At 61.8% G+C, this 14487-nt stretch carries 13 protein-coding genes; 2 read left to right on the forward strand and 11 right to left on the reverse strand.

What is annotated here, in order from left to right; all coding sequences use genetic code 11:
- Positions 1-3 precede the first annotated feature (3 nt).
- The 9 genes from nuoJ to B2Y33_RS08110 form a co-directional block, all read right to left on the reverse strand.
- Positions 4-504, reverse strand: coding sequence for an NADH-quinone oxidoreductase subunit J (gene nuoJ / locus B2Y33_RS08070; RefSeq protein WP_023534783.1), 501 nt, complete (start codon positions 502-504; stop codon positions 4-6).
- 10 nt (positions 505-514) lie between these two features.
- Positions 515-1063, reverse strand: a complete 549-nt coding sequence (gene nuoI, locus B2Y33_RS08075) for an NADH-quinone oxidoreductase subunit NuoI (protein ID WP_023534793.1) — start codon at positions 1061-1063, stop codon at positions 515-517.
- A gap of 11 nt (positions 1064-1074) precedes the next feature.
- Complete coding sequence (nuoH, locus tag B2Y33_RS08080; RefSeq protein WP_027916254.1) at positions 1075-2082, reverse strand: NADH-quinone oxidoreductase subunit NuoH; 1008 nt, start codon at positions 2080-2082, stop codon at positions 1075-1077.
- Positions 2079-4793 carry an NADH-quinone oxidoreductase subunit NuoG gene (gene nuoG / locus B2Y33_RS08085; RefSeq protein WP_027916253.1) on the reverse strand — a complete coding sequence of 905 codons (2715 nt, stop codon included), beginning with the start codon at positions 4791-4793 and terminating at the stop codon, positions 2079-2081. Before nuoG ends, nuoH begins: the two co-directional genes overlap by 4 nt.
- A 133-nt stretch (positions 4794-4926) precedes the next feature.
- Positions 4927-6306: an NADH-quinone oxidoreductase subunit NuoF gene (gene nuoF, locus B2Y33_RS08090; RefSeq protein ID WP_023534745.1), complete on the reverse strand. Its 1380-nt coding sequence runs from the start codon at positions 6304-6306 to the stop codon at positions 4927-4929.
- Positions 6303-6800, reverse strand: coding sequence for an NADH-quinone oxidoreductase subunit NuoE (gene nuoE, locus B2Y33_RS08095; RefSeq protein ID WP_027916252.1), 498 nt, complete (start codon positions 6798-6800; stop codon positions 6303-6305). Before nuoE ends, nuoF begins: the two co-directional genes overlap by 4 nt.
- A gap of 2 nt (positions 6801-6802) precedes the next feature.
- Positions 6803-8584 (reverse strand): NADH-quinone oxidoreductase subunit C/D, encoded by a 1782-nt coding sequence (gene nuoC, locus B2Y33_RS08100; RefSeq protein WP_023534867.1) that lies wholly within the window; start codon positions 8582-8584, stop codon positions 6803-6805.
- Between the two features lie 79 nt (positions 8585-8663).
- On the reverse strand, positions 8664-9341 hold the full coding sequence (locus B2Y33_RS08105; RefSeq protein WP_023534774.1) for a NuoB/complex I 20 kDa subunit family protein: 678 nt from the start codon (positions 9339-9341) through the stop codon (positions 8664-8666).
- A gap of 9 nt (positions 9342-9350) precedes the next feature.
- Complete coding sequence (locus tag B2Y33_RS08110) at positions 9351-9764, reverse strand: NADH-quinone oxidoreductase subunit A (protein WP_008096178.1); 414 nt, start codon at positions 9762-9764, stop codon at positions 9351-9353.
- A 900-nt stretch (positions 9765-10664) separates the two neighbouring features.
- Here B2Y33_RS08110 and B2Y33_RS08115 point away from each other — a divergent pair.
- Both B2Y33_RS08115 and B2Y33_RS08120 read left to right on the forward strand, forming a co-directional pair.
- Complete coding sequence (locus B2Y33_RS08115; protein WP_027916251.1) at positions 10665-10907, forward strand: hypothetical protein; 243 nt, start codon at positions 10665-10667, stop codon at positions 10905-10907.
- Between the two features lie 152 nt (positions 10908-11059).
- Entirely contained in the window at positions 11060-11323 is a 264-nt protein-coding gene (locus B2Y33_RS08120; protein ID WP_027916250.1) for a DUF3077 domain-containing protein, read from the forward strand.
- Positions 11324-11499: 176 nt separating this feature from the next.
- Here the strand turns inward: B2Y33_RS08120 and B2Y33_RS08125 are convergent, their stop codons facing one another.
- Complete coding sequence (locus tag B2Y33_RS08125; protein WP_206405423.1) at positions 11500-12771, reverse strand: hypothetical protein; 1272 nt, start codon at positions 12769-12771, stop codon at positions 11500-11502.
- Positions 12772-13011: 240 nt separating this feature from the next.
- Positions 13012-14337 carry an isocitrate lyase gene (gene aceA, locus B2Y33_RS08130; RefSeq protein ID WP_206405422.1) on the reverse strand — a complete coding sequence of 442 codons (1326 nt, stop codon included), beginning with the start codon at positions 14335-14337 and terminating at the stop codon, positions 13012-13014.
- Between the last annotated feature and the right edge of the window lie 150 nt (positions 14338-14487).

Here is a 14487-nt window from a genome sequence, read left to right on the forward strand (position 1 = left end):
GATTTACTCCTTCGCCTCATTGCGGCCCAGGTGGAAGGCGGTGACCGCTGCCGCGAGCAGCAGCATCGACGCCAGTTCGACCACCAGCAGGTAGGGGCCGAACAGGCTCACACCCACTGCTTTCGGGCCCACGGTGGTACCGCTGATGGCAGCGCCGCTGGGTGCGACGAACAGCACGTACAGCAGCTCCACCAGCAACAGGGCGCCAAGGATCACCGGCCCTGCCCAGATGCCGGGCTTGAGCCAGCCGCGCTCCTGGGCAACCGAAGCCGGCCCCAGGTTGAGCATCATCACCACGAAGACGAACAGCACCATGATGGCGCCGGCATAGGCGATCACTTCCAGGGCGCCCGCGAACGGCGCACCCAGGGAAAAGAAGATCATCGCCACGGAAATCAGCGAGATGATCAGGTAGAGCAGGGCGTGCACGGGGTTTGTGCCGGTCACCACCCGAAGGGTGGACACCACGGCGATCCCGGATGCGAAGTAGAAAGCGAATTCCATCTTTCTGTCCTTATGGGAGCAAGCTCTTCACGTTGATCGGCTCGGCTTCGTTCTGCGCAGCGCCTTTCGGCTTGCCAGCGATCGCCATGCCCGCAACACGGTAGAAGTTGTAGTCAGGGTTCTTGCCGGGGCCGGAGATCAGCAGATCTTCTTTCTCGTACACCAGGTCCTGACGCTTGAACTCGGCCATTTCGAAATCCGGAGTCAGCTGGATTGCGGTGGTCGGGCACGCTTCTTCGCACAGGCCACAGAAGATGCAGCGCGAGAAGTTGATGCGGAAGAACTCCGGGTACCAACGGCCGTCGTCGGTTTCTGCCTTCTGCAGCGAGATGCAGCCCACCGGGCAGGCCACCGCGCACAGGTTGCAGGCCACGCAGCGCTCTTCGCCATCAGGGTCGCGCGTCAGGACGATGCGGCCACGGTAGCGTGGGGGCAGGTACACGGGTTCTTCGGGGTACTGCAGGGTGTCGCGCTTGCGAAACCCGTGGGAGAACACCATGGCCAGGCTGCGCAGCTGGGTGCCGGTGCCCTTAACGATGTCGCCGATATACTTGAACATGGGTCAAATCCTCACTGGGCCGCGACGGCTGGCGTGTTGTAAAGCACGATCGCAGCGGTCACCAGCAAATTGATCAGGGTCAGCGGCAGGCAGAACTTCCAGCTGAAGTCCATCACCTGGTCATAGCGTGGGCGCGGAATGGAGGCGCGCAGCAGGATGAACAGCATGATGAAGAACGCGGTCTTCAGGGCGAACCACAGGAACGACAGTTGCGGCAGGATGCCGAACGGGCCGTGCCATCCGCCGAAGAACAGGGTGACCAGCAGCGCCGAGATGAGGATGATGCCGATGTACTCACCGACGAAGAACATGCCCCATTTCATGCCGGCATACTCGATGTGGTAGCCGTCGGCCAGTTCCTGTTCCGCTTCCGGCTGGTCGAAGGGGTGACGGTGAGTCACGGCCACGCCAGCGATGAAGAAGGTGCAGAAGCCGAAGAACTGCGGAATGATGAACCACAGGTTCTGCGCCTGGTACTCGACGATGTCGCGCATGTTGAACGAACCGACCTGTACCACCACGCCCATCAGCGCCAGGCCCAGGAACACTTCGTACGACACGGTCTGGGCCGAGGCCCGCAAGCTGCCCAGCAAGGCGTACTTGTTGTTCGAGGACCAGCCGGCGAACAGGACGGCATAGACCGACAGACCTGCCATGGCGAAGAAGAACAGCAGGCCGATGTTCAGGTCGGCCACGCCCCAGGTCGGGGTGATCGGAATGACCACGAAGGCAATCAGCAGGGCGCTCATGGCCACGACGGGTGCCAGGGTAAAGATCACGCGGTCGACGAAGGGCGGGTTCCAGTCTTCCTTGAAGAACATCTTCAACATGTCGGCAGCGATCTGGAACATGCCGAACGGGCCAACGCGGTTCGGACCGTAACGGTCCTGCCACCAGCCCAGCAGGCGCCGCTCGATGAAGCTGAGCAGCGCGCCGCAGACCACCACCGCCAGCAGGACCACGATTGCCCTTAGCACGGTGAGGATCACGTCGATCACTTCGGGGGTGAACCAGCTCATTGTGCTGCCTCCTGCAGGCCTTCGACGGATGCCCCGAACACGGCAGGCGGGATGCCGGCCAAGCCCTTGGGCAGCGCGACCAGGCCAGCGCCCAGCGCTTCATTGATACGCAGCGGCAGGCGCAGCGCCACACCCGCGACGTTCAGGTCCAGCAGGGCACCTTCGTTGACGCCCAGGCGATCGGCTTCGGACTTGGCCAGGGCCACGTAGGCAGCCGGGATGCGCGTTTGCACCGGCGCGGCACGCGAGGAGCTTTCTTCGCTGCCGAACAGGTGGAAGAACGGTACCGCTGTCCAGGTGCCGCGGGCCGGGTTGAAGGCGCCAGGTACCGTGGTGAACCAGGCCAGGCCATCACCTTTGGATTCGATCAGCCGCACGCCTGGGTCGCCGGCACGCAAGTGACCACCCACCTCATCCTGAAACTTGTTCCAGGCCTGGGGCGAGTTCCAACCTGGCGACCAGGCGAACGGGACCTGCTGGCGTGGCTCGGCCGAGCCCGAATACCCTTCCATGGAGAAGGCGAACGCGGTATCGCGATCTTGCGGGGTACGCGGCTCGTGCACGCTGATGTTGGCGCGCATGGCGGTGCGCCCGGAGTAGCGCAGCGGCTCACGGGCAAGCTTCAGGCCCTTGATGCGGAAGGCGGCGCTTGGCGCGGCATCGACGATGCCAGCCAGTTGCGGGGCCGCCTGGGCGCAGGCGTGGGTAACGTGGTCCAGTTGGGTCCAGTCCACGGGCTTGGCCAGCAGGGTGGCACGCAGGGCGTGCATCCAGCGCCAGCCTTCGTGGACCTGGATGCTGCTGTCCAGGTACTGCGGGTCGAACACCTGGAAGAAGCGCTGGGCACGGCCTTCCTGGCTGACCAGGGTGCCGTCGCCTTCGGCGAAGGAGGCGGCCGGCAGTACCAGGTGAGCGCGCTCGACCGTCGGGGTTCTGGAGTGGTCGGCAACGATGACCACCTTGGCCGCTGCCAGGGCAGCATCCACCTTGGCTGCAGGGACGCGGGCGTAGAGGTCGTTTTCCAGCACCACGATGGCGTCGGCCTTGCCGTCGATGACCGCATCCAGTGCGGCGTCGACCGACTCGCCACCCAGCATGGCCAGGCCAAGGCTGTTGGCTTCAGGCACCACCAGGCTCAAGGAGCCTTGTTTGTCGCGCAGCTTCAGGGCCTTGGCGATGTTGGCGGCTGCTTCGATCAGCGAAGCATCGGCCAGCGAGGTGCCGGCAATGACCAGCGGGCGCTTGGCCGCGATCAGGGCATCGGCGATGCGCTGGGCCAGCGCCTTGGCCTCGTCGTCCAGGCCGGCGACGGCTGGCGCACTTGGGTCGATGGCATGGGCCACGGCAAAACCGAGACGGGCCAGGTCCGCCGGGGCTGCATGCACGCATTCTTCGGCCACGTCGTCGAGCTTGGTCTCGGCCAGGCTGGCGATGAACAGGGGGTACAGCGCATGCTGACCGATGTTCTTGACGGCAGCGTCGAGCCACGGCTGAACCTTCATCGCCTCGGCCATGGCCTCGGCCTTGCCCTTGGTGGCCTGGCGCACGGCCAGGGCGACGCGGGCAGCGGTCTGGGTCAGGTCTTCACCGAGCACGAATACCGCATCATGGTCTTCGATGTCGCGCAGGGTCGGAACGGGCAGGGGGCTGTTGTTCAGCACCTCTAGCGCCAGACGCACGCGCGTCAGCTCACCGGCTTCCATCCCGCAGTGGAAATACTCGGCACCGACTAGTTCGCGCAGGCCATAGTTGCTTTCGAGGCTGGCGCGTGGCGAACCGATACCGACGATGGTACGGCCGCGCAGCAGGTCGGCGGCTTTGTCCAGGGCCGCGTCCAGGCCCAACTTGGTGCCGTCGGCCAGTTGCGCCTGGCGTGGACGATCCGTGCGGTTGACGTAGCCATAGCCGAAGCGGCCTCGGTCGCACAGGAAGTACTGGTTCACCGAGCCGTTGAAACGGTTCTCGATGCGGCGCAGTTCACCGTAACGCTCGCCTGGGCTGATGTTGCAGCCACTGGAGCAACCGTGGCAGATGCTCGGGGCAAACTGCATGTCCCACTTGCGGTTGTAGCGCTCGGAGTGGGTTTTGTCGGTGAACACGCCGGTTGGGCAGACTTCGGTCAGGTTGCCCGAGAACTCGCTTTCCAGCACACCGTCTTCGACGCGCCCGAAATACACGTTGTCATGGGCGCCATAGACACCCAGGTCGGTGCCACCGGCGTAGTCCTTGTAGTAACGCACGCAGCGGTAGCAGGCGATGCAGCGGTTCATCTCATGGGCGATGAACGGGCCGAGGTCCTGGTTCTGGTGGGTGCGCTTGGTGAAGCGATAGCGGCGCTCGTTGTGGCCGGTCATCACTGTCATGTCTTGCAGGTGGCAGTGCCCGCCTTCCTCGCACACCGGGCAGTCGTGCGGGTGGTTGGTCATCAGCCATTCGACGACGCTGGCGCGAAACGCCTTGGACTCGTCATCGTCGATGGAGATCCAGGTACCGTCGGATGCAGGCGTCATGCAGGACATGACGATACGCCCGCGCGTGTCGTTCTCGTCGGTGTACTGCTTGACCGCACATTGGCGGCAGGCACCGACGCTGCCAAGCGCCGGGTGCCAGCAGAAATAAGGGATGTCGAGGCCAAGTGACAGACAGGCCTGTAACAGGTTGTCTGCACCGTTGACTTCGAGCGCTTTGCCGTCTACGTGGATAGTGGCCATTGTTCAAAGTTCTTCGTTGGCCCGCGTGAGCAGGCGTGGCTAATGGAAATCGGTAAGCCTGCGACACGCCGCGATCGGGTCGGGCCTGTCGGCAAGCTGGCGAGTGGCACGGACCACCCGCAGGAACATCGTGTTATGCGCCGACTACGGTCGGCCCGGCCTGAAGCGGTCTTGCCAGGTCAGGGCGCAACGCCTCGCCAGCGACAACCGGTGCGACACCGGCCTCGAACTCCGAGCGGAAGTACTTGATGGCACTGCCAAGCGGCTCCACCGCACCGGGTGCGTGGGCGCAGAAGGTACGGCCTGGGCCGAGGAAGTTGACCAGCCCCAGCAGGGTCTCGATGTCTTCGGCGCGGCCCTGGCGGTTCTCCAGGGCGCGCAGCATCTTCACGCTCCAGGGCAGGCCGTCACGGCACGGTGTGCACCAGCCGCACGACTCACGGGCGAAGAACTCCTCCATGTTGCGCAGCAGCGAGACCATGCTGACACTGTCGTCCACCGCCATGGCAAGGCCGGTCCCCATGCGGGTGCCGACTTTGGCGATACCGCCCGCGTACATTTGCGCGTCCAGGTGCTCGGGCAGCAGGAAACCGGTGCCGGCCCCGCCGGGCTGCCAGCACTTGAGCCGGAAGCCGTCGCGCATGCCGCCCGCGTAGTCCTCGAACAGTTCGCGTGCGGTGACGCCAAACGGCAGCTCCCACAGGCCTGGGTTCTTGACCTTGCCGGAGAAGCCCATCAGCTTGGTGCCATGGTCTTCGCTGCCTTCGCGGGCCAGCGACTTGTACCAGTCGTTGCCATTGGCGACGATGGCCGGCACGTTGCACAGGGTCTCGACGTTGTTCACGCAGGTCGGCTTGCCCCACACGCCCACGGCGGCAGGGAAGGGCGGCTTGGAGCGTGGGTTGGCGCGGCGACCTTCGAGCGAGTTGATCAGCGCGGTTTCTTCACCGCAGATATAGCGGCCTGCACCGGTGTGCACGAACAGCTCGAAATCGAAGCCGCTGCCCAGGACGTTCTTGCCCAGCAGGCCAGCGGCCTTGGCTTCATCGATGGCACGGTTGAGGTTTTTTGCCGCCGTGGTGTATTCGCCGCGCAAGAAGATGTAGCCGCGGTAGGCCTTCAGCGCGCGGGCGCTGATCAGCATGCCTTCGATCAGCAGATGGGGCTGTTGCTCCATCAGCATGCGGTCCTTCCAGGTGTTGGGCTCCATTTCATCGGCGTTACACAACAGGTAACGGATGTTCATGGACTCATCCTTGGGCATCAGGCCCCACTTCACCCCGGTGGGGAAGCCCGCGCCACCACGGCCCTTGAGGCCGGAGTCCTTGACGCTTTGCACGATCTCGTCAGCCGACATCTGCGCCAGCGCCTTGCGGGCAGCGGCGTAGCCGTTCTTCGATTCGTACTCGGCCAGCCAGACCGGCTCGCCGTCTTCACGCAGGCGCCAGGTCAGCGGATGGGTTTCAGCCGAGCGCGCGATGCGGTTGGCCGGGCCGAAGGAAGTGATGGTCATGCGTAACCCTCCAGCAGCTTGGAGACGCCAGCAGGCTGCACGTCGCCAAAGGTGTCGTCGTCGATCATCAGCGCCGGGGCCTTGTCGCAGTTGCCAAGGCAGCAGACCGGCAGCAGGGTGAAGCGGCCATCGGCAGTCGTTTGACCCAGGCCGATGCCCAGCTCGCTCTGGATCTGGCTGACCACCGACTCGTGGCCGCCGATGTAGCACACCATGCTGTCGCACACGCGGATAATGTGGCGGCCCACCGGCTGGCGGAAGATCTGGCTGTAGAAGGTGGCGACGCCTTCGACGTCGCTGGCCGGGATGCCCAGCACCTCGCCGATGGCGTGGATGGCGCCGTCCGGCACCCAGCCACGGGCTTTCTGCACGATCTTCAGGGCTTCGATGGACGCCGCACGCGGGTCCTCGTAGTGGTGCATTTCATGCTCGATGGCCGAGCGTTCGGTTTCGCTCAGGGCGAAACGGTCTGTCTGGATAAGCGTGCTGTTCATGCTTAGCGGTCCACGTCAGCCATAACGAAGTCGATACTGCCCAGGTACGCAATGAGGTCGGCGACCATGCTGCCTTTGATCACCGAGGGGATCTGCTGCAGGTGCGGGTAGCTCGGGGTGCGGATCCGGGTGCGGTAGCTCATGGTGCCGCCGTCGCTCGTCAGGTAGTAACTGTTGATGCCCTTGGTCGCCTCGATCATCTGGAACGACTCGTTGGCCGGCATGACCGGGCCCCACGACACTTGCAGGAAGTGGGTGATCAGGGTCTCGATGTGCTGCAGGGTGCGCTCTTTGGGTGGCGGCGTGGTCAGCGGATGGTCCGCCTTGTACGGGCCTTCGGGCATGTTGCGCAGGCACTGGTCGATGATGCGGATACTCTGGCGCATCTCCTCGACGCGGACCATGCAGCGATCGTAGGCATCGCCGTTGTGGGCCAGTGGTACTTCGAATTCGAAGTTTTCGTAGCCGGAGTAGGGGCGGGCCTTGCGCAGGTCGAAGTCGCAACCGGTGGAGCGCAGGCCGGCACCGGTGGTGCCCCAGGCCAGTGCCTCTTGCGTGTTGTAGGCGGCCACGCCAATGGTACGGCCCTTGAGGATGCTGTTCTGCAGCGCGGCCTTGGTGTATTCGTCCAGGCGCTTGGGCAGCCACTCGACGAAATCCTTGACCAGTTTGTCCCAGCCACGCGGCAGGTCGTGGGCGACGCCACCGATACGGTACCAGGCCGGGTGCAGACGGAAACCGGTGATCGCCTCGATCACCGTGTACGCGCGCTGGCGGTCGGTGAAGGTGAAGAACACCGGGGTCATGGCGCCCACGTCCTGGATGTAGGTGCCCAGGAACAGCAAGTGGCTGGTGATACGGAAGAATTCGGCGAGCATGATGCGAATCACGTCGACCTTTTGCGGCACCTGGATGCCGGCCAGCTTTTCCACCGCCAGAACGTACGGCAGGTTGTTCATCACACCGCCGAGGTAGTCGATACGGTCGGTGTAAGGAATGAAGCTGTGCCAGGACTGACGTTCGGCCATTTTCTCGGCACCACGGTGGTGGTAGCCGATGTCCGGTACGCAGTCGACGATTTCTTCACCGTCGAGTTGCAGGACGATACGGAAGGCACCGTGGGCAGACGGGTGGTTGGGGCCAAGGTTGAGGAACATGTAGTCCTCGTTGGCGCCCTGGCGCTTCATGCCCCAGGCTTCGGGGTTGAAGCGCGCCGACTCTTCCTCAAGCTGCTGCTTGGCCAGGGTCAGGCTGTAGGGATCGAACTCGGTGGCGCGGGCCGGATAGTCCTTGCGCAGCGGGTGACCTTCCCAGGTCGGCGGCATCATGATGCGGCTCAGGTGCGGGTGGCCAGCGAAATCGATGCCGAACATGTCCCACACTTCACGCTCGTACCAGTTGGCGTTGGGCCAGATGCTGGTCACCGACGGCAGGTTCAGGTCGCCTTCGCTGAGCGAGACCTTGATCATCACATCGCTGTTACGCTCGATCGACAGCAGGTGGTAGAACACGCTGAAGTCGGCGGCAGGCAGGCCGCGGCGCTGGGTGCGCAGGCGCTCGTCGACGCCGTGCAGGTCGTACAGCATGCTGTAGGGCTTGGCCACACCGCGCAGGAAGCTCAGCACTTCCTTGAGCTGGGCGCGCTTGACCCACAGCACGGGCATGCCGGTGCGGGTTTCCTGGGCGACGAATGCTTCGGCGCCAAAACGGTTGTGCAATTCGACGACCACATCTTGGTCGTTTGCCTTGTAGGGCGGAATGTAAATAGCGTTGTCCGCTGTCATGGTCTCGGTCGCTTTGGGTCAACGTTAAGAATGAAGCCAGGCCGCCGGCACCCTCGGGCGCCGGCGGCAGGTCGCTGGATCAGACTTCGTCGGGGCTGCGCAGGTTGGTGACGGCAATGCGCTGTTCACGACGCAGCTCCTTCTGGGCGGGCATCTCGGCACGGTAAATGCCTTGATCGCCCACGACCCAGGAAAGCGGACGTCGCTCTTGGCCGATCGACTCCTGCAGCAGCATCAAGCCTTGCAGGAAAGCCTCAGGGCGTGGCGGACAGCCGGGCACGTAGACGTCCACGGGGAGGAACTTGTCGACCCCCTGAACGACCGAGTAGATGTCGTACATGCCGCCGGAGTTGGCGCACGAACCCATGGAAATGACCCATTTGGGCTCGAGCATCTGCTCGTAGAGACGCTGGATGATCGGCGCCATCTTGATGAAGCAGGTACCGGCAATGACCATGAAGTCGGCCTGGCGCGGCGAGGCCCGGATGACTTCGGCGCCGAAGCGGGCGATGTCGTGGGGTGCCGTGAAGGCCGTGGTCATTTCCACGTAGCAGCAGGACAGGCCGAAGTTGTACGGCCACAGGGAGTTCTTGCGGCCCCAGTTGACGGCGCCACGCAGCACATCTTCGAGCTTGCCCATGAAGATGTTCTTGTGGACCTGGTCTTCGAGCAGTTGATCGGTGACGGTTTCCCGTTCACCGACCGGGTATTGCTCGTTGGGTGCGTCCGGATCGATTCTGGTGAGATTGTATTGCATGCCAAAGCCTCATTGTTTCAGCTTCGCTTGCCGCTTGCGGCGACCTTCGGGAGCCCAGTCAAGGGCCCCGACGCGCCATAGGTAGACAAGACCTGCCAACAGAATTGCTATGAAAACGAGTGCTTCGACGAACCCGGTCCAGCCGCTTTCGCGGACGGACACAGACCATGCAAAGAGAAAGAGGGCTTCGATATCGAAGATCACGAAGAGCATCGCGACCAGATAGAATTTTGCCGACAGGCGCAGGCGAGCGCTGCCGGTGGGCAGCATGCCGGATTCGAAGGGTTCGTTCTTGGCGCGACCCCAAGCCTTGCTGCCGAGCAGGCTGGACAGGCCGAGCATGAAGGCACACAGGCCGACGACACCCAGAAGGAAAATGGCAAAGCCCCAGTTGTGGGCGATGAGTCCTGCCGAATCGGACATGCTTCAAATCCTTATACAGAGACCCAGCTCTGCAGTCTGAAATAAGTGTAGAGCGGCGACGTGGTGTCGCACTTGCAGTGACCAAATGTCGCAGCTGAATCAATCCTGCTGATTTTATGGGTAAACCCGGTGCAAGTAAAATTTCCGTAGCAAATTTATTCGCAGGTTCAACAACACATTCGGCTTGTAACTGGCTGAAAGCCTTGAGATTCGGGCATTGCGCGTGCTTTTGTTAATTATGTTTCTTGCGAGTGGTAACGAATTACGAATTGAGTAATGATAATTAATATCATTTAGCGCTGCGCTTCTTAGTTGGTCCGTTCTGCGCCGTGTAAAGTTCATCTGCAGATTTCCTGTGCTTGCAAATGCGAAAAGCGCGTGTTCTAGCAGTTTTCGACACGCTGGGTACCGCTCTGGATCAATACTAAAGCGTGAGCGCGGTGGTTGGGTCATGTGCCGCTGTGGTCTGTAGCATAGACCAGGGTGCTCTGATTGCCCTGACCTTGGGACAGGCGCTAGGTGGGCGGCGCGCGCTTTCTGCGACACCGTCTACGCAAAGGAGGTGGCTAGGCGCCAGGTGCAGTTGGGCGCAAGGTCACTGGAATGTCGGATTTAACCCCTTCCCTGTAGGGCATTTCCCAAACATACTCTTGCCGCCTGTTTTCCGTTGCGGCTGCCCGGGTGGCGCTCTAGTCTCGGCCTGTCGTTGCTCATCAACGACACAGCTTTGACAGGCTGTGACGGTAAATAGTGCGCGGCTTTCCTATATGGTGGCTGTGCGTGCGGGCACGCTTGCGTGCGCCGGAACTTAGCTATTTCCGCCGGTCTGTCAACCCACGCACAGCTGCCGCCCTTCTGTTTGACAGCAGGTGGGTGGCCAGCCCTAGAAGGTAAATAGCTATGTTGAAGATAGTCCCTGATCCACCCCGCAACTCCCATTCCCTCGAAGACACCCTGACCCAGGCCACCGACCACGCACTCTGCGCAGCTACCGTGGTGCATCAGGTCTTGCTCCTACAGCCCAGGTCCCCGGCATCGATCCTGATGATGACCACGATGCATGAACTCGAAGCGCTTCGAGCTTTGCTTGAGTCGGCCTTGATCCAAGTGCAGATCCCGGCGGGTGCCAAGCCTTTGCATTGAAGCTGGTCGATGTGCAGCTACAGCCGGTCTTTGGCGGTTAAGCCGCGCCTTCCCGATCACCGCAGCTCGCAAGGTTCCACATCCACGGCGGGAGCGGATCTGGCTGCGTCAGGGGCCGGCCATGCAGTAGGAAATTTCCAGGGGATTCGAAAATGACCACAGAAGACACACAGTTCACCGTCGGTCAAACCACCTTTTGCCAAGGCGAAAACGGCACCCACGCGTTGTTTCGCATCGAGCCCGGCATACCGTGTCGGGATGCTCGCGAGCAGTCGTCGGAGTTGATGGGTTACGTTCGCGAATTGACCATCATCGGCCTGACGGAAGAGAGGCCGATGATGATCTGGGCGGCCCACTACCTCAGCGCCATGGCCAAAGCGTTGATGGACGACGCCGAGCTGGGCATGGCGCAGTGATTTTCGGCCAGATGGCCTAGCCTAGCGACTTGCGTGGTCTGGCGCCGCGCAAGGCCGCTGCTACAGGGCAGGCGTACCAGTGGTAGGTCAGTGCACTCAGGTGAAGGCCCACAAGCCATGAAGCGTTGGCCCCGTCCTTGACTGCTACATCCTTATCACCGATGGCTTTCGACCGGCTACCGCGTCAGGCGTACCAGATAGATGCCGGTACGAGGATCTGTTGCAAGCTTCAGGTTACAGGCGACAAGCGGCTGGCCATTGCTTTGACAGCTGACCTCCAGGGCCGTCCCGCTCTCCCCGACAAATGCCCAGCCAGCAGTACCGAAATCATCGTCCAAGGTGCCATCACCGTTGAAGCGCAACAGGGCAAATGGGTCGCGTGCTGCTTCGTCTTCATACAGCACGCTCAGGTAAATTTTTTCGTGATCGCCTGGTTGCCCATCGAAGGCCAGGTCCAGCGCGGAAGCTATGACCAATGGGTTCTTTTGAATAATGACAGGTTGCCCTGCATTGAAATGGGTGTTGGGCGTACCGTCGCATTTGAAAGACATGAGCGCGGAACCTTCATCATAGGTATTGATGTCGGTCCGGCACGCCAGCACGAAGTCAGTGTTGGAGATGGACTGTTCAAGACGCGCTGCAAGCAGCGTGTGCCCGGGCGTGCTCAACTGCAAATGGCCGCGCGCGGCAAACGTCTCGTCAACGTTGGCTCGGTTATCAAGGCGGGTCACGATGACGTGGCTGTGGTAATCCTCGGTAGGCATAGGCGCGTGCGCGGCATAAATACCTTGTTCATTTACCGCTATCGTGCCCAGTAGCACGGGCTGCCCCTGGTGTTCAGCGCGCCAGAAGCCGGTGCCATTGAACTCGGTAGCCAAATCCCCTTTCAGCGAAATGGCAACAATATGATCGCGCGAATGAAAGTAGAGGACGCCGTCCCGAATTCTGCCGCTGGCGCTTTGCTGGACATTGGAACTGCGGTGCTTGGAGGCGGGGGTTGACTTGATTGGCCGGTCCTGGCGCATGGAGCTGATCGACCGATAAACACGGTAGGCCTGTCCATTTTCGCCAAATTGCGTGTCGGGCTTACCATCTGGGAGCACGTGAAAGACGACGGGACAAAACGAATTCGGGGCATCGTTGTAGTCACCTACCACATAGATTCCCTCGGTTTCGTCCGCAACGATCGTGGACAGATAGACCCGTAAGGCACCGGTGTATTCAACGGTGGCGACCCCGTCGGTTCCAAACTCTCGGTCAGGCGCTCCGCCAGCTCCTAGCCGTAGCAGTTTGATGTATTGCTCAGCCCTGTGAGCCGAGGACAGGAGGATGTGTCCGGTTGATTCGAGCAAGGCCATTGGGCCAGCGTGGTTGTAGTGGTTGTGCCAAAAGCGGCCTCTTGAAGCAAACGTAGGGTCCAGCTCACCGGCTTTGGAAATCGTTGGCATGATGCGACTCCTGATTGGGCCAGTCGCAAGGTTTACAGAAGAGGCTGCTGCAAAAAACTGGTAATACTGCTAGGCGTCGATTGCAGAAAAACTCATCGCGCTTTGCGAAGCCCCTTGTTCTTTGCCAAGAAACCCCGGACCGCGTGCAGGTTTGGTGTGGCTTGATCTGGCCAACTTCAGCAAAACGAAGGCCCGGTGCCTTCACAAGCTCCGGGCCTTCGTTCAACCGCAACCCACTGGTTAGTGGAACTGCTCTTCCTCAGTCGAGCCGGTCAGTGCGGTCACCGACGAAGCCCCACCCTGAATCACAGTGGTCATGTCATCGAAGTAGCCCGTACCCACTTCCTGCTGGTGCGCCACGAAGGTGTAGCCCTTGCTGGCGTCGGCGAACTCCTGCTCCTGCAGCTTCACGTAGGCAGTCATGTCGTTGCGGGCGTAGTCGTGCGCCAGGTTGAACATGCCATGCCACATGTTGTGGATGCCGGCCAGGGTGATGAACTGGTGCTTGTAGCCCATGGCCGACAGCTCGCGCTGGAATTTGGCGATGGTGGCATCGTCCAGGTTCTTCTTCCAGTTGAAGGAAGGCGAGCAGTTGTACGAGAGGATCTGGTCCGGGTACTCCTTCTTGATCGCTTCGGCGAAGCGGCGGGCTTCGTCCAGGTCCGGCTTGGCGGTTTCGCACCAGATCAGGTCGGCGTAGGGGGCGTAAGCCAGGCCGCGGGCGATGGCCTGGTCGAGGCCGGCGCGTACTTTGTAGAAGCCTTCACGGGTGCGCTCGCCGATCACGAACGGCTGATCGTATGGGTCGCAGTCACTGGTCAGCAGGTCGGCGGCGTTGGCGTCGGTACGGGCCAGAATGATGGTCGGCACGCCCGAAACATCGGCTGCCAGGCGCGCGGCGACCAGCTTTTGCACGGCTTCCTGGGTAGGTACCAAAACTTTGCCGCCCATGTGGCCGCACTTTTTCACCGAGGCCAGCTGGTCTTCGAAGTGCACGCCAGCCGCGCCCGCTTCGATCATGTTCTTCATCAGCTCGTAGGCATTGAGCACGCCGCCAAAGCCTGCTTCTGCGTCAGCCACGATAGGCGCGAAGTAGTCGATGTAGCCTTCATCACCAGGGTTCTTGCCTGCCTTCCACTGGATCTGGTCGGCGCGGCGGAAGGAGTTGTTGATGCGCTTGACCACCGTCGGCACCGAGTCGACAGGGTACAGCGACTGGTCGGGGTACATGGACTCGGCAGAGTTGTTGTCGGCAGCTACCTGCCAGCCCGACAGGTAGATGGCCTGGATGCCTGCCTTGACCTGTTGCACGGCCTGGCCACCGGTGAGGGCGCCCATGCAATTGACGAAGTCTTTTTCCGGGCGGAACGATGGATGTGCACCATGAGTGACCAGTTTCCACAGCTTTTCAGCACCCAGGCGGGCCAGGGTATGCTCCGGCTGCAGGGAGCCACGCAGGCGAACGACATCGGCGGCGGTGTAGGTACGGGTCACGCCTTTCCAGCGCGGGTTTTCGGCCCAGTCTTTCTCAAGGGCTGCAATTTGCTGTTCGCGTGTCAGTGCCATGGAAGTAAACCTCGTCGCATCGATCTTGGATTAGTTGTGCGGATGCTCGGGGCAGATCAGGGCGCTGGCGGCAGTCCTGTTCAAGCGGGTGCGGCGGCAGCGGGCAAGGATGAGGTGCAAGGCGGGCAGTCATGTGCATCAGTGCCCCTG

Source organism: Pseudomonas sp. UBA5666 (genome assembly GCF_002420785.1).
GTDB classification, from domain to species: domain Bacteria; phylum Pseudomonadota; class Gammaproteobacteria; order Pseudomonadales; family Pseudomonadaceae; genus Aquipseudomonas; species Aquipseudomonas fulva.